The organism is Rhodohalobacter sp. 614A (genome assembly GCF_021462415.1).
In the GTDB taxonomy this organism is placed as follows: Bacteria; Bacteroidota; Rhodothermia; order Balneolales; family Balneolaceae; genus Rhodohalobacter.
The window spans coordinates 41,426-60,228 of sequence record NZ_JAKEDS010000003.1; the positions used below are offsets into that span (position 1 = coordinate 41,426).

At 41.4% G+C, this 18,803-nt stretch carries 17 protein-coding genes; 10 read left to right on the plus strand and 7 right to left on the minus strand.

Annotation, left to right across the window (positions count from 1 at the left end):
• Positions 1-163: 163 nt before the first annotated feature.
• Both L0B18_RS13935 and L0B18_RS13940 read right to left on the minus strand, forming a co-directional pair.
• Positions 164-3,133: a serine/threonine-protein kinase gene (locus L0B18_RS13935; RefSeq protein ID WP_234572403.1), complete on the minus strand. Its 2,970-nt coding sequence runs from the start codon at positions 3,131-3,133 to the stop codon at positions 164-166.
• Positions 3,134-3,215: 82 nt separating this feature from the next.
• Complete coding sequence (locus tag L0B18_RS13940; RefSeq protein ID WP_234572404.1) at positions 3,216-3,773, minus strand: ECF-type sigma factor; 558 nt, start codon at positions 3,771-3,773, stop codon at positions 3,216-3,218.
• A 319-nt stretch (positions 3,774-4,092) separates the two neighbouring features.
• On the opposite strand from L0B18_RS13940, the gene L0B18_RS13945 reads away from it, so the two are divergent.
• On the plus strand, positions 4,093-4,881 hold the full coding sequence (locus tag L0B18_RS13945; RefSeq protein WP_234572405.1) for an IPT/TIG domain-containing protein: 789 nt from the start codon (positions 4,093-4,095) through the stop codon (positions 4,879-4,881).
• Positions 4,882-4,932: 51 nt separating this feature from the next.
• On the plus strand, positions 4,933-5,520 hold the full coding sequence (locus tag L0B18_RS13950; protein ID WP_234572406.1) for a porin family protein: 588 nt from the start codon (positions 4,933-4,935) through the stop codon (positions 5,518-5,520).
• Between the two features lie 104 nt (positions 5,521-5,624).
• Here the strand turns inward: L0B18_RS13950 and L0B18_RS13955 are convergent, their stop codons facing one another.
• Entirely contained in the window at positions 5,625-6,404 is a 780-nt protein-coding gene (locus tag L0B18_RS13955; protein ID WP_234572407.1) for a M15 family metallopeptidase, read from the minus strand.
• A gap of 105 nt (positions 6,405-6,509) precedes the next feature.
• Positions 6,510-7,247: an SH3 domain-containing protein gene (locus L0B18_RS13960; RefSeq protein WP_234572408.1), complete on the minus strand. Its 738-nt coding sequence runs from the start codon at positions 7,245-7,247 to the stop codon at positions 6,510-6,512.
• A gap of 375 nt (positions 7,248-7,622) precedes the next feature.
• Between L0B18_RS13960 and ppk2 (L0B18_RS13965) the strand changes: the two genes are divergently transcribed.
• The 4 genes from ppk2 (L0B18_RS13965) to L0B18_RS13980 all read left to right on the plus strand — a co-directional run bounded on the left by ppk2 (L0B18_RS13965) (position 7,623) and on the right by L0B18_RS13980 (position 12,388).
• Complete coding sequence (gene ppk2 / locus L0B18_RS13965; RefSeq protein ID WP_234572409.1) at positions 7,623-8,471, plus strand: polyphosphate kinase 2; 849 nt, start codon at positions 7,623-7,625, stop codon at positions 8,469-8,471.
• 139 nt (positions 8,472-8,610) lie between these two features.
• Positions 8,611-9,375 (plus strand): polyphosphate kinase 2, encoded by a 765-nt coding sequence (gene ppk2 / locus L0B18_RS13970; RefSeq protein WP_234572410.1) that lies wholly within the window; start codon positions 8,611-8,613, stop codon positions 9,373-9,375.
• 157 nt (positions 9,376-9,532) lie between these two features.
• Entirely contained in the window at positions 9,533-9,925 is a 393-nt protein-coding gene (locus tag L0B18_RS13975; RefSeq protein ID WP_234572411.1) for a hypothetical protein, read from the plus strand.
• Between the two features lie 297 nt (positions 9,926-10,222).
• On the plus strand, positions 10,223-12,388 hold the full coding sequence (locus tag L0B18_RS13980) for a PAS domain S-box protein (protein ID WP_234572412.1): 2,166 nt from the start codon (positions 10,223-10,225) through the stop codon (positions 12,386-12,388).
• Between the two features lie 111 nt (positions 12,389-12,499).
• Here L0B18_RS13980 and L0B18_RS13985 read toward each other — a convergent pair whose 3' ends face one another.
• On the minus strand, positions 12,500-12,877 hold the full coding sequence (locus L0B18_RS13985) for a DoxX family protein (RefSeq protein ID WP_234572413.1): 378 nt from the start codon (positions 12,875-12,877) through the stop codon (positions 12,500-12,502).
• 112 nt (positions 12,878-12,989) lie between these two features.
• Here L0B18_RS13985 and L0B18_RS13990 point away from each other — a divergent pair, with 112 nt between their 5' ends.
• The 3 genes from L0B18_RS13990 to L0B18_RS14000 all read left to right on the plus strand — a co-directional run bounded on the left by L0B18_RS13990 (position 12,990) and on the right by L0B18_RS14000 (position 15,410).
• Positions 12,990-13,346, plus strand: a complete 357-nt coding sequence (locus tag L0B18_RS13990; RefSeq protein WP_234572414.1) for a winged helix-turn-helix transcriptional regulator — start codon at positions 12,990-12,992, stop codon at positions 13,344-13,346.
• A 251-nt stretch (positions 13,347-13,597) separates the two neighbouring features.
• Positions 13,598-14,365: an SDR family NAD(P)-dependent oxidoreductase gene (locus L0B18_RS13995; protein ID WP_234572415.1), complete on the plus strand. Its 768-nt coding sequence runs from the start codon at positions 13,598-13,600 to the stop codon at positions 14,363-14,365.
• Positions 14,366-14,471: 106 nt separating this feature from the next.
• Entirely contained in the window at positions 14,472-15,410 is a 939-nt protein-coding gene (locus L0B18_RS14000) for a helix-turn-helix domain-containing protein (protein WP_234572416.1), read from the plus strand.
• Between the two features lie 19 nt (positions 15,411-15,429).
• Here the strand turns inward: L0B18_RS14000 and L0B18_RS14005 are convergent, their stop codons facing one another.
• A complete protein-coding gene (locus tag L0B18_RS14005; protein ID WP_234572417.1) occupies positions 15,430-16,404 on the minus strand; it encodes a sugar phosphate isomerase/epimerase family protein in 975 nt (324 codons plus the stop codon).
• 128 nt (positions 16,405-16,532) lie between these two features.
• On the opposite strand from L0B18_RS14005, the gene rsgA reads away from it, so the two are divergent.
• The gene (gene rsgA, locus L0B18_RS14010; protein WP_234572418.1) at positions 16,533-17,642 is read left to right on the plus strand and encodes a ribosome small subunit-dependent GTPase A; all 1,110 of its coding nucleotides are present in this window, start codon (positions 16,533-16,535) and stop codon (positions 17,640-17,642) included.
• A 24-nt stretch (positions 17,643-17,666) separates the two neighbouring features.
• Here rsgA and L0B18_RS14015 read toward each other — a convergent pair whose 3' ends face one another.
• Positions 17,667-18,446 carry a phosphatase PAP2 family protein gene (locus tag L0B18_RS14015; protein ID WP_234572419.1) on the minus strand — a complete coding sequence of 260 codons (780 nt, stop codon included), beginning with the start codon at positions 18,444-18,446 and terminating at the stop codon, positions 17,667-17,669.
• Positions 18,447-18,803: the final 357 nt, after the last annotated feature.

The window sequence follows — 18,803 nt, forward strand, 5'->3', positions numbered from 1 at the left end:
ATTGCAACGCAGCAGAAATGCCGAACCGTTAATACCCATTCACCCCACCGAAACCCCGTTCACATAATTCCCAACCCTTTCAATTTGTGATGCAAGTTCAGAGCCTTCGATGGTGGTCATACATTTGTTTGCTAAGTCAAATCAGGATTTACTCCATCTCCTGTCAATTAGCACTCGACAAAACAGCCATCGACTTTTGCAATTCTTTTGCCTGATTTTGAAGCCGGATTCCGTGATAGTCTGTCCGGTCACGTACGATATCCAGCACGTGATTGATCTCCTCTTGTGCGGCTTTTGTTTGCCCTCCCGCGGCGAGACATTCGCCCAATACCAGGTGAGCAGATAATCGTTGCCAGTGCTCCTGTGGCAGTGTGATTTCAGAAGCTTCCACCGCTTCCCGGAGAAATGGTTCCGCTTCATCCGTACGATCTTGTTCTGTCAGCAGTTGACCGAGATTCGTCAGCGTCCAAATGGTATTTTTATGATTCACTGAAATCGTATGTCTCTGGATTTCCAGGGCTTCTTTGAAAGCAGATTCTGCTTCATCTTTTTTCCCATCAGCTTGCAAAGCTTTGCCATAAATGGTCAGGGTTCTGGCCAAATCCGGATGATTTTCTCCAACGGTTTGTTCATAGATATCCATGGATTGTTCCAAAAACGGTATTGCTTTGTCGGGGGCTTTTTCAGACAGAGCTTTTCCCTTAAACGCTAATCCCATGGCGTAGTAACGGTGGTTCTCTCCCACAGAAACCCTGAACACATCAATGGCTTCATCCAAAAAAGAGATGGCTTCATCGTTTCGACCGGATTCAATTAGCGCATCGGACAAACCGGAAAGAGCAAACCCAACATACAAATGATCGGGCCCCAGTTGCCTGCGGTTGTTTTCAAGAATTTGCTGATAGTTTTTGGCCGCCTCCTCATAATGTCCAAGCTCTAATAAAATGAGCGTACGATTATTAAGAGCCGTTGTAACTCTTGGATGATCCTCGCCATAAAGCTTTCGTTCCTGCTCCAAAGCCTGCACTGAAAAATATTCGGCGTCCTTAAAATCACCTTTTGTTCGCAACACAACCGACAAATTCGACATGGTCGATGCCAGGTCAGGATGTGGAGCGAGAACAAGTTTTTCCCTGATATCCAATGAACGCCGAAGGGCTTCTTCTGATGACTCGATTTCTCCCATTTGAAACAACAGCCAACCAAGATTATTCAAATTGGCAGCAACTGCATCGGAGTTTTCCCCAAAGAGTTTTTGGCGCATGGTCAAAGCTTGTCTGTATAAAGATTCAGCCTCTTCAAAATCACCTTTCATCTCCAGTGTTCTTGCCAGGCGGTCCATATTCATGGCGATATCCGGATCATCTCCCTGGATAAAATGACGGCGCATTTCCAAAGCTTCCCGCAACAGTGTTTCTGATCTGTCATAATCACCTTTCCAGCGCAAAACATCGCCGAGCAGATACGAGATTGCAGCTACATCCGGATGATTTTCTCCGCGCAATTTCCGGGTGTTATCGAGTGCTTTTTGAAGAAGTTCTTCGGATTGATCAAAATCACCCAAAGCCTGCTCAACCCGCCCCAAAACGCTATACATTTCTGTTTGAACTTCGGGTTGACCGGCAAGATCAGCCTCAATACGGGCAATTCCATTTCTGACGATTTCTTGTGCCGTCATTTGCTCTCCCCTGTTTTCCGCCGGATCGGCCGCTTCAAATAGCTGAATGAGATAATCCTGGGCAGCCTGGGCTTTTGCCGCTTCATTTTGTGCAACATCCCGTTCTGTTCTTGCGACATCTGCCTGCCAAAGAGCAATGGCAAGTCCGGAAATCACGGCAAATATTGCTATTGCCGAAGCCAAAACAGCCCACCGGTTTCTGTGGATAAATTTTTGGATTCGATATTGAATCGTGGAGGGACGCGCATACACGGGCCTTCCCTGCAAATAGTTTTCGATATCTTCTGCAAATCCAAGAGCCGAACGATATCGACGATCAGGCTCTTTCCGGAGAGCCATTAATACAATGCGATCAATATCTCCGGCAAGTTCTTTTTTGAGATCTTCGGCATCTTTCTTCCCAAATCGCGCATTGAGTTCAGAATCCGTTGTTTCTTCAGTGATAACCTGAGATACAGATCGAATTTCTCCAGCCACAGCCTCACTGGGACGAATCGGCTCCGTTTCACAAATAACACGCTCCATTTCCAACATAGAATTCTTCTCTATGCGATACGGCTTCTGACCGGTCACCAGCAAATATAGCAGCACTCCAAGCGCATAAATATCAGAAGCCGTGGTAATCTGTTTACCCTGGATCTGTTCGGGAGCGGCAAACTCCGGGGTCATCAGTCTCATTCCTGTTTGCGTGTGATAATGGGTCACCGATATTTCATCCGGCTGCAGCAGTTTCGCAATACCAAAATCCACAAGTTTGATGGTCCCGTCATCCGTCACGAGGACATTGGCCGGTTTAATGTCACGATGGACAACCAGGTTTTGATGGGCATAGTGAACGGCTTCGCAAACGGTTTTAAACAATTCCAATCTCTCCCTGATTGAAAGCTTGTGCTTGTTACAATATTTATCAATCGGCTCGCCTTGTATGTATTCCATCACAAAAAATGGTCGGCCGTCCGTATGCACTCCGCCGTCATAAAGCTGTGCGATGTTTGCATGCTCCAACGAAGCAAGAATTTTACCTTCGTGATGGAAACGGCGAAGTATATCTTGGGTGTCCATCCCCCGCCGGACAAGTTTCAAAGCCACTTTTTTGTCGTATGGAGCATCTGCTTTTTTAGCAACATATACACTTCCCATTCCGCCCCGGCCAATCTTTTCAAGTATTTCGTAGGGACCGACTGTTGATCCGGGAGCTTCTGATTCTTCAGTGTATCCTCCCATTTTGGTCAAAAGGTCCGGAATGATCGGAGCGGCAAATGTACCGGCAGATTCACCCAGAAGATCTTCAGCTTCATCATGCATTTGAAGGAGCTTTTCAACATGATTCATAAGTTCAGTATCGGCTCCGCATGTATCCCGGAGAAAGGTTTTCCTGCTGTGTGACGGCAATTCTAAAACCTCTTTAAAAAGAGTATCAATTTGCAGCCAGCGATCATGGGTCAGATTTTTCATGAGGGTGCGGATTGGATGATCACAAAATGATTAAAAAGCGTGAATGGAAGTTGGAATCCACCAAAGTAAATATCCTATCTCGCTAACGCATGGCCGAGTAAATCCATGTACGTGCGCGTTGCCAATCTCTCCGAACCGTTCTTTTTGAGAGATTCATAATCGCTGCAATTTCTTCATAATTCAGTCCTCCGAAAAACTTGAGCTCAACAAGCTGTTCCAGTCGCTCATCGTGTTTTGAGAGAAGTTTTAAAGCTTCATCAAGAGCTTCCAGTTCCTCGGAACGTTCATCGGCTGCAAGCTGAATCGCATCCAAAGGCAGATCTTCCGATTTCCCTCCTCTTTTTTCCGCTGTCCTTGCACGGGCATAATCAACCAAAATAAAACGCATAGCACGAGAGGTTAACGAAAAAAAGTGATTCCGGTCCTGCCATTCTATTTTAGAATTCCCGATGAGCCTCTCATATGCCTCATGAACCAGTGCTGTTGTGTTTAAAGTCTCTCCCCGTTGGTGTTGAAATAAATGCCGGTGTGCAATGGAACGAAGCTCATCATAAACCAAACTATATACCCGGTTAAATGCTTCTGCATCCCCTTTCCGGGCTTCCTCAAGATAGCCGGTTATATCGATTGAGGTATTCATTGCATGAGGTTTAAAAGAAAAATGACTTTCAAATGGCCGGTATGGAAGCCGGTTTACGATTTATGGAGTAAAGGCATCCCTCTACTTATGAATCACTGACTGGCCGATGTCTTTCTGTAAAAATATTGCCAGTGGATGAGTTCAACGAAACAATCATAAATCTATGCAAACAATAAAAAACAAACCAATCATCATTTTCATCCACGCCTTCTGAATAGCATTAACCGTCTGTTCATCCTGAAAAATCTCATTGCAAAAAAGGATGCGAATCCCAATCAAAAATATCACACAGCACTAAACATCAAAAAATACCCCAACTATGAAAAGATCAAAATACATCGCAAATCCCTTTTATCTCCTGGCGGCCGTTCTATTTGGAATCGCCGGATGTAACAGCAGTAACTCCGATTCACCGCCCCAAATCACCTCTGTCAGCCCAGAGTCCGGAGGTATCGGTACATCAGTAACCATTACTGGTACGGGGTTTAGTTCCATGTCTTCCGAAAATATGGTTGAATTCAATGGTACATCCGCGATGGTCACTTCCGCTGATTCCGAAGAATTGCAAACAACCGTTCCTGAAGGCGCCACCTCGGGTCCCATTGAGGTTTCCGTGAATGGCCAATCGGCTACGGGGCCCGTCTTTTCGGTAGATAACCGGCTGAATTTTACCGGGGAATTTGAGAATGAAGAATATGACATGATGTTAGTGCAGATTTCCAATGGAAATACCGCTGATACTACAATTACCATTCCCACAACCTCAGAAATTGAGATCGAGCTTGTTAACGGAAGCATGGATGAAATAGAGCTGGATATCGAAGATTTCTTAGAAGATGGATTGAATTTTTTCTTTGGCGCTGTCAATAACCCAAATGTCATTTCTTTTACTGTAGAGGATGATGCCATTGCCGAAGTATCGGGAAGTGAATTTGAGCTTGAGGATACCGATATCTCAATATTTGGCAGCGGTGATACGATTTTGGGAGAACTGACCGGAGAAGGAGAGTTCGTAGACGGAAATGTACTTTTCACTTTCGAATACGTCCTTATAACGGGCAACCTGCAACTCACTTTCTCGGGTGAAGTGGAATGGATAAAGCAATGACAAAATGAACTTCAAAAAAGCATAAAACAGCGAATCAAATAATTGAATAACATGAAAAAACAACTCTCAATTTCTTTCCTTCTCGTAGCAGTAACTCTGATCGCCAGTCATGTCCAGGCTCAAAGCCGGGGAAGCTGGGGCGCTGAAGCCGGCGTTAATTTTGCCAATATTAATGGAGATCCCGACTTTGACACTTCTTCCCGCATCGGGTTTATGCTGGGTGGTTATTATAAATTTCAGTTGACCGACGGCCCCCTATATCTTCAGCCAGAACTTTTTTATACTCAAAAAGGGTATGAAGGCGCAAGCGGAGAAAGGACTTATAAATTCGATTATATCGCAGCAGCCGCTTTGGTGTCGTACTATTTTTCCTCCGAAAAATCTCTCACTCCATTTGCTAAAGCCGGGCCGTATCTCGGCTTTAATACGTCTTCAAAACTGGAGAGAGAAGATGGCAGCAAACGCGATGTGGAAGGAGTGAATGATATTGAGATGGGAGTTATTCTAAGAGCCGGGGTTCAGATTGACCAGTTTGAAGTCGGACTCCGTCTGTCTCAAGCCGTTACAAAGTTAGCCGATGATGACGATTTCGATGCAAAAAACTTTGTATTTGGCTTATTCGCCGGGATCAATTTTTGATGTGGGAAAAGAAACAATGTGATGTGGATCCGCAAGCCCGCTATCTAGTTTAGTGGATAGTTTTGCCGGGGATTTTCGTTTGCGATTGTCTCTATAGCCAAACGTCAATAATTCTTAATCTTTACCGAAACCCCGTTCACAAAATTTCCGACCATATCAATTTCCGGAGCAAGATCGGAACCTTCAAAACCGGTAATGTCTTCGTTTGTGACGTGTTCATTGTAGAAATCCAGGTATGGTCCGGCAAGTGGCATATAAGACCAATGCCATTTTTCTTCTTCATAACCGGTACGGTTGTTCAGTGATTTTTCGGTATACACCTGGTAAAAACCAAAATCGTTGGCATGGGTTGTCAGCCAGTCGTAAATCTCTTTTCCTTCTCCCTCTTCAAACCACTCGTTATTCAGATTATTGAGATCTAAATCAGTCCCCCAATGATGACGCGAAGTCATCGGCATGGAACTGTAGAGTAAAATTTCTTTCGCCTTGTCTAAATCCGTTGCTTCCCCAGAGTTCTGCCATTTGCGATCCCAAATCGATTTCTGATACCAGAAATTCCTTGTTCCGGAAACGATAATCAGCTCTACCCCATTTTGCTTAGCACGTTCAGCCATTTCAAGAAAAGAATCATATGTTGGTTTCTGCAGGTAAATTTCCTTGTCTGAAAGGCTGTCGGCCACGCGTACAAAATCTTCGTGATCCTCAAATTCAAAGTGGCCAGTCACAAGCTCAACCGAGGTATTTTCCGGCATGGAGTATTGGCGGGTGGTGTCGGCTTGAGCCTGACTTGCCGTTTTCGACTGCGAATTCATTTCTGCTGAATTCTCAGGTTCAGCCTGGCAGTTTAACATCAGAATGCAAAGAAAAACGAGGAAAAATCGCATGTTTTAGTTTGTTGTTAGTTGTTAGTTGTTGGTGGTTTGGGGATTGCTGATTAAGTACTGAAAATAAGGGATAAGAGACAACTGACAACAAACCACATACATCTTTTACAATTCTTCAATAAACTTTCCGAAAATCCAGCCGGTAATTCCATCTTTGGTTCGGATTTGATACCATGTTTGTCCTTCAATTGCTTCAATATCTGATTTTTGAATGGAAGCCTCCACCCTGCCGAATTGCTGTGTTGAAAAGGAAGCGCGTACAGACTCATTCTGATCAGACAAAATACGAATTGCTTTTCCCGCAGAAAGTCGGATGCGCTGACCACGTACCTCAGCGGTTACATCATTTTTTAAAATGGCTTCCACGCTGTTCCCGGCAATGTACCGGTCCAGGATTTCAACAACCGTTCCTTCCCGGGCCACAACACCGGCTGAGGATGACGCCGTTGTATGATCGCTTCTGATAATCACACCCGATCCCGTAACCCGGGCGGTGGTACTTAATGGTTCAGGCGGTCCCTGATTAATCTGCGCAATTTTAGACTGTGCTTCGGATTGATATCTGCCTTCGGGAAATTTTTCCATGTATGTTTCAAAGGACTCCGCAATTGTATCGGCGGCAATGGATTCCCAATACAGCGAATCTGCTTTCATTTGTGCTTCCTCAAGGTATTGTCCGTCAGGATTGCTCTCAATGTAGTTTTGATACATCTCATAGGTACCGGCCACTTCGGCTTCTTCCCAGGTGGTTTTTGAAGAACAACCGACGAATAAAATCAACCCAAAGACGACAACGAGAACAGTGACAATACGGGTATAGTTGGCAAGCATTTTAGTCATCATTTATTTTTGGGAATAGATCATTTGTAAGACTCTAATATCGATTTTAACCATTTTATATGGCTAATAAAAATCTTTGGGTTCATCAAAGCCCAACTTCCTTCATTTTTAATTTGTAAATCAAACAAACTGCAATGTTCCCACTGAATAAAGTTTTTCGTTTGAAATCAATCATGAATAGTTCAGACTAATATTTGACTTTTTTTGCAGATCTTATTCTATTCACTGAAATTTAAAAGCCGTTCCCGGAACAGACGGGTTAAATATTTAGAAATTATTGTCGAATGAATCATGCCAAGTAAGATTTCTCCATTTTAAAAGCATCAACAGAACCCCGGAAATATATTTCTTCAACTGAAGGCTAATCATTTTTAAATCATGAATTTTACAGCAAAGCAACTGCAAAATGCCAGGACCAGAAGCGACCTCGTTAAAATGGCTAAGAAGCACGGCATTTCTATTGACAAAACATTGGAAAAGCTGCGGTATGAAGCCGAGTTAAAACAGCTACAAGTTGAGATGATGAACCTTCAAAAGTGGGTGGAGAAACACAAAAAAAGGCTCGCAATTATTTTTGAAGGACGCGATGCCGCCGGTAAAGGAGGAACGATTAAACGACTTAAACAGCATCTGAACCCGCGATCGTCAAGGGTGGTGGCACTCACCAAACCTACAGAAGTTGAAAGAGGGCAATGGTATTTCCGCCGATATATTAAAGTACTTCCAAATCCGGGCGAAATCGTTTTCTTTGACCGAAGTTGGTATAACCGGGCCGTTGTTGAACCGGTCATGGGCTTTTGTACAGATGATGAATATGAACAATTCATGGTGCAGGTCCCCGAATTTGAACATCTGCTGTATGAAGATGAGTTGATCATTATCAAATTTTGGTTTTCGATTTCGAAAGATGAGCAGAAAAAAAGGTTTGAGTCCCGATTAAAAAATCCTCTAAAACGCTGGAAATACAGCCCCGTGGATATGAGAGGCCAGGAGTTATGGGATCGATATACTTATTACAAAGAACAGATGCTCAACAAAACCCACACCGATTACTGCCCGTGGATTCTTGTAAAAGCGAACAGCAAGGAACTCGCCAGGATTGAAAGTATGCGTTACATCTTGTCCCGATTAAATTATGATGGAAAGGGAGAATCGAAAACAACTCTTCTGCCCGACCCAAATATTGTAATGAGATACCACCGAAGTTCAACCCAAATTGATATTTAGTGTGAATGGATATGAATATTGTTATTCACATCGGATTGAGCGCCGAAAAGCAGAGGCGAAACCTAACGGTTGTTACTTTACCTGGGGTAACGCTCCAATTTCAACAAGCATCCATTACTGAAAAGCAGATCCTCAAAGAATGAATTTAACTGAAAAAGATTTAGAACTTCTGAACTCAAAAGACGGTTTGTATGCTCTTTTGAAAAGCAGAAAGGTAAACCTGGGAAAAGCCCTCGAAGAGACCGTGTACGCCCATGAGATGAACAAAAAGCAGGAAGAGCTCATTAAACTGCAAAATTGGGTCATCCAAAATGACAAGAAAATAGTTGTAATATTTGAAGGAAGGGACGCTGCAGGAAAAGGCGGTGCAATCCGTCGGCTGACCGAACGGATTAATCCACGGCACTTCCGGAGTGTTGCATTAAACATTCCTTCAGATGACGAAAGAAAGCAATGGTTTTTCCAAAGATATATAAACCAGTTGCCAAATCCCGGTGAGATCGTTTTGTTTGACCGAAGCTGGTACAACCGGGCTGTCGTGGAACCTGTCAACGGTTTTTGTACAGAAGAAGAGTACAACATCTTTATGTCTCAAGTCAATGAGTTTGAGAAAATGCTCATCCAGTCCAACACGTATTTGGTTAAATTTTACTTTTCCATCACAAAAAAAGAGCAGGCCAGACGATTTCGCGATATCAAAAAAAGTCCACTCAAACGCTGGAAAATGACGTCCGTGGATGAACGCGCTCAGGAATTATGGGATTCGTACACCCGGTACAAGGAAAAGATGTTTGAAGTAACAAATACAGAACATGCACCTTGGGTTATTGTCGATGCCAACAAAAAAACCCACGCCCGGCTTGAGGCAATCAAGCATATCCTAAAAACGATTCCTTATACTTGATTTCAAGTTTCGAAAAATCTCAATGGATCACATGAAGGAAACAAAAACAGATATCTGGTAGTTGATATTCTTTTTTTGCTACCTTTCTCAAAAGGAAAAGCATTCGTTTGTCACCAAAAAATTCTGTAAACACAAAAGCTAAGAAAGGGAGGAAATTATGTTTGTTACACTATTGGTTATCACATTCCTGATTTCTGTAATTGTATGCTACATTATCGTCAGGGTTTTTAAAAAATCACTTGAGAGTATTTTAAATCGATTAATTGAAGAATCAATTAGCCGGGCCTGGCTTCGCTATTTACAATTTGCGATTTATGTGGTTGGAATTTCCTCCGGTGTTCGGATTTGGGAACTTGAAAAATATATTACCCCGCTGCATCCCGACGGAGCTCAAATTGTGATCCTGAATTCAGATCGCTGGATATTGGAAGTATATCGTACGGTTATCAGTACACTTCAGGGCATTGCCTGGCTGTTATTCGGTTTCTTTATTTTTGCATTAATTGCATACGTTATTGTGCGTTTTGTGGAGCTGAAAAAATCATCGTAACGAACGATTCAAATTCAATTCCACATTTACATAAAACGCAGTCAGAGACAATTTTAAAATCATCCGTTTTATTTACCGAAAATGACGTTTGATGAAAAGAGAACTTGTTGAAGAGATTTTCTTTTTTTTGATTTCATTTTTATTGCCAAAACACGGCTTTTGGCATATCTGAACTATAATCTTCTACTTACAGTTATTACAATAATTTTCATTAAATTATCCTAACAGTAGCTTTGCCAGGTCTACAGTGTAAATACAGACGAGAATGGGGAATAATTATTTAAAAGGTATCTCAAAATGATGAAAGAGGACCAAAATTATTATTCTCACTCTTTCAAAAATGAGAGAAAACTAGCCTTAACAGCGATTATTATAACCGCACTCACCATCTGCTTAATCGCATTCAATTTCTTTTCCGAAGATTTAGAAGACGGGCTTCGCGACTTACTTACCGAACAGGGAGTATGGTCACGTACCCAAAAAAATGCCGTGATCAATTTGATGGTATATGTGCATTCGGGTAACGATCAAAATTTTGAAAATTTTGAAAATGAGATGCACAAACTGTTGGAAGAGAAGAAGGGTTGGGAACAACTCGCACAAGATTCCCAGGCTGACATCAATCAGTTCTTAGATCCTTTATTAGAGAATAGTTTTTCAAACAACTATGAGAATATCGAACTCGTCTATTCAGTTTATACCTCCAACTTTTACTCCTTCTTTTTTCCAAATTCTCAACTATTTAATCAGTCTATTTCCTTGAAAGGGGAAATTTTCGACTATTTGGATAATCTTCATTTACTTGGACAACAAATTAGAGCAGATTTTGAAAATGGTCCGATACCTGAGGATCAACAAAATATATATTTCAATGAGTTAAATGATCTGACCAATCAGATAATTCCACTTACAAAACAATTCACTTATAACATTAATAGCCTTTCTAACTCATTAAAGCTTTTTCTGCTGTATAATTTGGTTGCTATCGGCCTTGTTCTCATTGTAGTTGGCGGAACAGCATCCATACGCTACGTAAGAAATATGTCGCATTGGAAAAATGAGTTATTCAGAAGATATAATGAATTGATGCTTATTTTTTCCAGCAGTCAGGATGGTATTTTGCTTCTCGATGAAAAAGGAAAAATTCTAAAGTGCAATCCATCTGCCAATAAACTGCTAAGTACTCAAAATCTACAACGGAAGATAATTGGCGATATTTTCGCGTCCGATCAATCAGACGTCGAAGATTTTATAAATCGTGCAAGAAACCACGAATATTTAAATGAAGCGCTGCCGGTTCATCTAAAAGATGGAACCCATTTTATTGCTGCATTTTCAACATCTACCGTTAAAGACGAGGATAATCAGGAACTGCTCTGCATCGTCATTAAGGATGTAACTGAATATGTTAACCATCTTGAAAAAATTAATAAAAGTGAAAAAACATATCGTGATTTGCTGAACAGTATTCAGGATGGAATTATTCTGATGGAACCGAATGGATCATTCATCCAGGTGAATAAGGCGGCAACTGAAATGTTTGGTTACACTGAAGAGGAACTGATTGGCAAAAAACCCAAAGATATCATTGCTGTTGAATCACAAAAAATTATGCCTCTTTCAAAATTGTTAGAAGAAACAATGAAAGGTGAAGTGATTACTTTAGACCGTTGGGGACACAAAAAAAACAGCTCAAGATTCCCGCTCGAAATTACACTTTCTGAGGGCACCTTCTTCGATCGGAATATTGTTGTCGGCATTTTTCACGATATCACGGATCGGGAAAAAAATATTGAGCAACTCTATAAGGCCCACGAAGAAAACCGGATATTACTACAGGAGGTCCACCACCGGGTGAAAAACAACCTGGCGATTATAAACAGTTTTTTGTTGCTTGAAAGACTTCGTAATGAGCATGATGAAAAAATTAAAAATATCCTCTCCAATACCGAGTCCAGGATTATAACGATAGCCAAAATCCATGAGCTCTTATATTCTTCTCATAGTTTCAAATATATCGACATCAAAGAATTTATAGCCAGTATTGTAGAAAACTTTAAGCAATATAGCCGGCTGTGGGGACGTGAAGTGACGTTTGATCTCCAGATACCGAAAATAGAGATGAATGCGAATCAGGCTTTGCCAGTTGGCCTCATTATTAACGAACTGGTCACAAACTCAATCAAGCATGCATTTGATGAAAATAAAAGCGGGACCATCCAGATAAAAGTTAGCCAACCTAGTAGTGAACATATCAATATTGAATTAAAAGATAACGGAAAAGGACTAAATCTTGGTTCTTCCAGGTTAGAAGATGTTGGTAATCTTGGTTTTACACTGGTCAGTACCTTAATTAAACAACTGGAAGCAGATTTAGTGATGAATAATGATCATGGAACCACCTTCAGGTTCACGTTTAAAATTGACGAAAGAAGCGGAATTGTGTCGGCTCTTAAAGAATAAGAATTTCCATTCTCGTCAGTATCAAAAATAGCACTTAACCTCTGCTCAAAGTTTATTAGAACCTGAGAAGAATGCTTGCATACAGCACTCTTCTCAGTAAACTTTCTCGCCTTAATTTTCTGCCATTTTTTGTTCTTCAAGCTTATGATACGCCATATATGAACCGGCTAATATCGCCAGAAACACAATTGGTGCAATGGCTTTAGACAATGGATCTCCCGCTGAAATATGAGCGACAAAAGCCGAAATGAAGGTAATTGTAAATCCTGCGTAGAGCCATTCGTTGAACCGCCCTTTTATTGGAGCCAGCAACAGAATACCCCCGCCGATTTTAGCAAGACCCAGTTCCACCCTGAAGTAATTGGGAAATCCAAGATGCACAAATCCTTCAGCAATATCCGGACTGACCAAATACAAATAGCCACTGTAAAGCATCATCAAGCTTACTATTCCGGTGGCTACCCAGTAAAGTATTTTAGTTTTTTTCATTTTTTTGAAAACATATTTATTGTATTTCAATTTATTGTTACTTAAAGTTACTACTACTGAAAATAAGTTATCAATTGACCGTAATTAACCCGATAACGAAAAGTAACTGTCTATGTCTGAAATAACTTTTGAGTCTGTTACTAAAGAACAATGCTGCACTCATCTGCGCCCTGTTCGGGATGTCATGGATTTATTAAACGGCAAGTGGAAAATCCCGATTCTTGTAGTTCTCCATACCGGTTCCCGACGATTTAATGAACTGAAAGATGAAATTGACGGCATCTCTGCAAAAATGCTCTCCAAAGAGTTGAGCGAATTAGAAATAAATGAATTGGTAAAGCGGGAAGTCCGGGACACGAAACCAATTACGGTTGAATATTCCATAACCGATTATGGAAAAACGCTTGACGGGGTAATCTCGGAATTAAGCAAATGGGGGCAGAACCACCGCGACCGAATTATGAAATAAGTCTTAATACCCACTTTCACTGTAATAAATTTTCGAGACGAACCATTCCATTTTATAGTTATGTGATTGATCCTTTCAAGGGACGTTACAAAACGTTTAGTTATACATATTCAATCAAGCTACTTCCCTTTCTCACAAACTCTCCTTTGTTTATTTGATTTTTGCAAATGATGGATTGATGATTGCAAACAGCTTTCCTCCACTTCTTATGATATTCAATCCAATCAAAAATCATTCAAAAACAATTAATAATGAAAACGACAGACAGTAAAATCGCTTTAGTCACCGGGGGAAGTCGCGGCCTTGGTAGAAATATGGCCATTAGCCTTGCCCAAAAAGGCATAGATGTGATTCTGACCTATCGCAACAATAAAGAAAAAGCCGAAGAGGTAGTGAATGAAATTCAATCTCTCGGTCAGCAATCGGCAGCCTTTCAATTAGATACATCGGATGTTAACTCCTTTGATACTTTTATAGAAGAATTGACGGAGTATCTGGAAGAACAAAATGGTTCCAAAACATTTGATTTCTTAATCAATAATGCAGGGACAGCTCTGTATTCTCCATTTGCAGAAACCACCGAAGAACAGTTTGACCAGGCGATGAATATCCATTTTAAAGGCGTGTTTTTTCTCACTCAAAAAACACTTCCCTTTATAAATGACGGAGGACGAATCATCAATATTTCATCGGGATTAGCCAGGTTTTCGATACCGGGATCTTCCGCTTATGCATCAATGAAGGGAGCAATTGAAGTGCTTACAAAATACCTTGGACAAGAGCTTGGATCTCGTGGTATCGCAGCAAATGTTGTTGCGCCCGGAGCTATTGAAACTGACTTTGGCAATGGACATATTCGCGATAATAAGGAAATGAATGAGAGAGTTGCTAACATGACTGCCTTAGGCCGGGCCGGTTTGCCGGAAGATATTGGCGGCGTGGTTGCTTTTTTATGTACTGAGGAAGCACGTTGGATTAATGGACAGCGTATTGAGGTTTCTGGCGGAATGAACCTCTGATGAACAAATCATGGGTATCGCCTTCAAAAAGCGATACCTTTTTTATTACATAAGCAATTGCCATGTCCTTTTCCTACCTTTGAATTTTACAAACCATTTACCCTCAATGAAAAAGATAAAAAGCACATCCCTGGAGGAGTTTTATAAAGAAGCCGCCGATTTTACCGGACGGGATATTGAAACACTTCTTCCTCCCGGAATCAATAAAGAGGTTGGGCATTTTAATGTTTTTGATATTTCTGAAACTATGAAGAAAATGGAACGCCACGGTGAAATGCCTTACAACCGAAGGGCGTATTATAAAATCAGTCTCATCAGAGGGAAAAATCGTGCTGAATATGCCGACAAAGTGATCCAGGTTGAAAAGAATGCCTTATTGTTTGCCACCCCAAAAGTACCTTACCACTGGATTCCACTGGACGAAAACCAGGCAGGTTCGTTTTGTGTGTTTACAGATTCATTTCTCGATAAAAACAAAAGCGGCGTAGTTTTGGATAAATTACCAATTTTCAGATCAGGCGGATATCCGGTGTTTGAGATTACCGACAAGCAAGCCGAAGAACTCGCAATCATTTTCCAAAAGATGGAAAAAGAAATAGCATCGGATTATGAGTTTAAATATGATTTGCTGCGGAACTATGTATTGGAACTCATTCACTACGGACAAAAACTTCAACCGGCCACTACTCTTCATTCCGAACATAATGCCGCAGAACGGATTATGACTCTTTTTGTAGAATTACTGGAACGGCAATTTCCTATCGAATCTCCCAATCAGCGATTACATCTTAAATCAGCCAAGGAATATGCCGAACGCTTAGCCGTTCATGTAAACCATCTGAACAAAGTCCTTAAAGAGAATACGGGAAAAACCACAACGGACATTATCACCAACCGGATTGTGAAAGAGGCAAAAATTCTATTACAACAAACCGACTGGACCATTTCTGAGGTGGCCTTCAGCCTTGGATATGAGGAAGTCGCTCACTTTTCAAATTTTTTCAGAAAACGTGTGGGGATGTCTCCTTCCGGCTTTCGTTCTTAACGTAAGATTGAAAATATCCTCATTCCACTGCTGCCATCGCTTTGGTTAAAACCGAATGCGTTCGATCATAACTCTCCTTCAAAATGGTCTCTGCATCCATCGACTCCCAATATCCGCGATTGAAGAGTTCAACGGAAAAACCACCTCTGAATCCCGCATGATATAGTTTTGGGATTACTTCACGATAGGGACAAATTCCCTCGCCAGGAAATACGCGGTCGGCATCGGTCAGCTTCTCACGCGGTGGATTTGCAGGATAATCGTTCATATGCATCACGGGTAATTTTGCAGCATTAACCAGATTGATAGTCTCCCAGGAATTACCTCCGCGATACACATGGTAAAAATCAAACAAAACCGTAGCATCGGGATGGCCGGATTCAATTGCAATATGTGTACAGTCTGATACCTTGTGAAGCGTACCGGTTCCCCAAACTTCAAGGATGGGAATTACACCAGTTTCATCACCCAGTTCCAGGATAGCCCGGTATCGCTTCGCATAATCATGAAATTTAGTTGGGTCGATTGAGTCAATTCCCTGTACGGGGGCGGCAATGTACTTCCCTCCCATTGCGGCGATCATTTCCATGTCGCTTTTCAGTATCTCGATAGCCTCTTTCCGTATATCCGCATCATCACTGATCCATTGTGAAAAACCAATCATATTTTCGAGCAGAAGATTATTTGAAGAAAGTAGATCCCCAAGTTCTTTGGCGGTTCCACCGGCATCGATATAGCTCCGAATATCACGAACCCACATTTCGATGCCGTCAAACCCGGCATCGGCCACCATCCTGATTTGTTCATCTGCGGGCAACTCATAGGCTTGCAATGTGGATGTATTCATACTGATTCGAAACGGTAAATCATGAGATTTTTTTGATCCTCTTTCTGATGATTTACTTTTCAAAAATCCAAACCCGGTGGCAGCTCCCAAAAAAGCAAGACTGCTGTTCCGGATCATCTTTCTTCGCGATATGTTTTGGTCTGACATTGAATAACTCTTTTTGATACAGTTGATGACGAGCACTTAATTAAAGAAATATCAGTTAAAAAAACAGGTTCCATAGACCATAAACATGTATCATACTGTTATACATTTTTATTAAAGCTCCAAGAGATATGTCCTCACACCAGCAAAACATTCCTAAACAAGAATTTCCGGATTTATCAGTAGAACAATTGGGCTATGATGAATGGTTTACCCAAAAAGAGTTTGATTTGTTAAATGATGAATTCGCAGTGGCAAGGGTTGTTGAAGTGAATAAGAATAATTACAAAGTCAGCAGTGGAAAAAATGAAATCCAGGCTGAACTTTCAGGAAAATTCCTCTTCAGTATAGAGAGCAGCCTTGATTATCCGACTGTGGGTGATTGGGTAGTGGTACAATATTTCGATCAAAATTCACATGCAATCATTCATCAATTACTTCCCAGAAAATCGGTTCTGAAGCGAAAGGATCCCGGTAAAAAAGTGGAATTTCAGCTGATAGCAGCCAATATTGATTATGCGTTGATCGTACAATCAGCTGATTCAAATTTCAACCTGAACCGGCTGGAACGATACCTGGTTATGGCCAATGACAGTAACATCCAGCCAATAATTATTCTCAGCAAAACGGATTTATTGACAGAAAAAGAACGTACTGATATTTATGAACAGCTACAGCCACTTATCCAAAAATACACGTTCTTTGCAATCAGCAGTGTATCAGAAGACGGGATTGATGCTTTAAAGCAAGAACTTCAAATTGCCCAAACCTACTGTTTACTTGGATCTTCAGGCGTGGGTAAAACCACGCTGCTTAATACATTGCTTGGTGAAAATTTGTTGGATGTGCATGAAGTGAGGGAGAAAGATAGTAAAGGTCGCCATACAACTGTTCGGAGACAACTCATCCGGCTTGATTCCGGCCCCATCTTTATTGATACGCCCGGAATGAGGGAACTGGGTAATTTTTCCGTAGATACCGGGCTGGAAGAGACCTTCGATGAAATCAATTCTTTAAGCCATCAATGCCGTTTTAAGGATTGCACGCATATTCATGAACCGGGTTGTGCCGTGATTGAAGCGGTTAAGAATGGATTGATCGAAGAAAGCAGATATCAAAACTATCTAAAAATCCAGAAGGAAGCCGCCTATTACAACATGACATATGTGGATAAACGGCAAAAGGATAAGAAATTTGGAAAAATGTTTAAGAATCTTAAAAAATCGATGCGGAAAAAGTAACCCTCTGGTTGAGTCACGAATTCTTTAAAATTTAAAATTTACCGCTAATGAAAGGTTGTCCGAACCGACAGAAGGCATAAATTGAATACGATCCATTTGTACATTGAGGTGTTTCTTCGCCAAATATTGCCCCATCGAAAATCCAATTGCTGCACCGGCGGTTACATCGCTAAGCCAGTGCCTGCCTTTAGCCACTCGTGCAATAGCCGTGCCTACAGGAATGGTCATCAGTGCGTAGGTTACCGGCCCGGGGTAGTAAATGACCCACGGTGTTAAAACAGCAAATGCAGTGGCTGTGTGACCGGAAGGAAATGAAGACGAACCCGTTTCTACAAATTCAAAATCATAAGGGCCTTCCATCTCTTCAGGCCGTTCTCTCGCAAAAAGAAATTTCGCTGTATTCACCGTAAGATTGGTCATGATTAACGACTGCAGGGAAGTAAATGCGGCATCTTGGAATTTTTGATTTTTGGTAAACAGTGAGGATGAAAAAAGACCTGCGGAAACTGCACCTGCTATTCTCCAATCGCCCCATACATTTGTAAAGTGGAGCACATCAGATTTGCTATACTTCTGTTGGAAATGAAGGCTTGAAAGGTCATCGCCGAGGGAAATGGCGGTGAGCCCCACCCCTACAGATGCCATTGTATAAACCTCCTGGTGGCCAATAGCCGAAAACATGGAAACCGGATCGTCTTTCAGCCAGTACAGAAATCGACCTGCACTTTCCTGTGCATGGCAAGTCTGGCTAAGGGAAGCAATTGTCAGAATGACAAAAATATATATCGACAAATATCTACTCATATAACTTTCGGATATTAAATAATCCGCCATTAAAATCAAATGGGGTTCTGGTAGTTATTTTAACTGATAAAGTAATCCAAGCTTTTGTGAAATCCTGTCAAAGGATATTGAATAACCAGGGATGTACTTAGTTTTTTTGTTACGTATTCGAGCTAATGAATTGCGGCCAATTGTTTTGCAAGAAAAGTAAACTCCCCCTTTTTCGCACCTTTCGAAAATTTGATTACCTTACTCCGTATTAAAAAACTCTCATACACCGCCGTGTACCATTAACTACGTGAACACGGCATTTATAAACAGGTCTGAACGGGGATATGTAAGGGGTAATCTTTGCAGCGGTACAACTTCCTCTCGGGA

What these genes read in the sequence shown, in the direction of transcription:
- L0B18_RS13935 (WP_234572403.1), bottom strand. Translation starts at nt 3,133, where the DNA reads ATGAAAAATCTGACCCATGATCGCTGGCTGCAAATTGATACTCTTTTT.
- L0B18_RS13940 (WP_234572404.1), bottom strand. Translation starts at nt 3,773, where the DNA reads ATGAATACCTCAATCGATATAACCGGCTATCTTGAGGAAGCCCGGAAA.
- L0B18_RS13945 (WP_234572405.1), top strand. Translation starts at nt 4,093, where the DNA reads ATGAAAAGATCAAAATACATCGCAAATCCCTTTTATCTCCTGGCGGCC.
- L0B18_RS13950 (WP_234572406.1), top strand. Translation starts at nt 4,933, where the DNA reads ATGAAAAAACAACTCTCAATTTCTTTCCTTCTCGTAGCAGTAACTCTG.
- L0B18_RS13955 (WP_234572407.1), bottom strand. Translation starts at nt 6,404, where the DNA reads ATGCGATTTTTCCTCGTTTTTCTTTGCATTCTGATGTTAAACTGCCAG.
- L0B18_RS13960 (WP_234572408.1), bottom strand. Translation starts at nt 7,247, where the DNA reads ATGATGACTAAAATGCTTGCCAACTATACCCGTATTGTCACTGTTCTC.
- ppk2 (WP_234572409.1), top strand. Translation starts at nt 7,623, where the DNA reads ATGAATTTTACAGCAAAGCAACTGCAAAATGCCAGGACCAGAAGCGAC.
- ppk2 (WP_234572410.1), top strand. Translation starts at nt 8,611, where the DNA reads ATGAATTTAACTGAAAAAGATTTAGAACTTCTGAACTCAAAAGACGGT.
- L0B18_RS13975 (WP_234572411.1), top strand. Translation starts at nt 9,533, where the DNA reads ATGTTTGTTACACTATTGGTTATCACATTCCTGATTTCTGTAATTGTA.
- L0B18_RS13980 (WP_234572412.1), top strand. Translation starts at nt 10,223, where the DNA reads ATGATGAAAGAGGACCAAAATTATTATTCTCACTCTTTCAAAAATGAG.
- L0B18_RS13985 (WP_234572413.1), bottom strand. Translation starts at nt 12,877, where the DNA reads ATGAAAAAAACTAAAATACTTTACTGGGTAGCCACCGGAATAGTAAGC.
- L0B18_RS13990 (WP_234572414.1), top strand. Translation starts at nt 12,990, where the DNA reads ATGTCTGAAATAACTTTTGAGTCTGTTACTAAAGAACAATGCTGCACT.
- L0B18_RS13995 (WP_234572415.1), top strand. Translation starts at nt 13,598, where the DNA reads ATGAAAACGACAGACAGTAAAATCGCTTTAGTCACCGGGGGAAGTCGC.
- L0B18_RS14000 (WP_234572416.1), top strand. Translation starts at nt 14,472, where the DNA reads ATGAAAAAGATAAAAAGCACATCCCTGGAGGAGTTTTATAAAGAAGCC.
- L0B18_RS14005 (WP_234572417.1), bottom strand. Translation starts at nt 16,404, where the DNA reads ATGTCAGACCAAAACATATCGCGAAGAAAGATGATCCGGAACAGCAGT.
- rsgA (WP_234572418.1), top strand. Translation starts at nt 16,533, where the DNA reads ATGTCCTCACACCAGCAAAACATTCCTAAACAAGAATTTCCGGATTTA.
- L0B18_RS14015 (WP_234572419.1), bottom strand. Translation starts at nt 18,446, where the DNA reads ATGAGTAGATATTTGTCGATATATATTTTTGTCATTCTGACAATTGCT.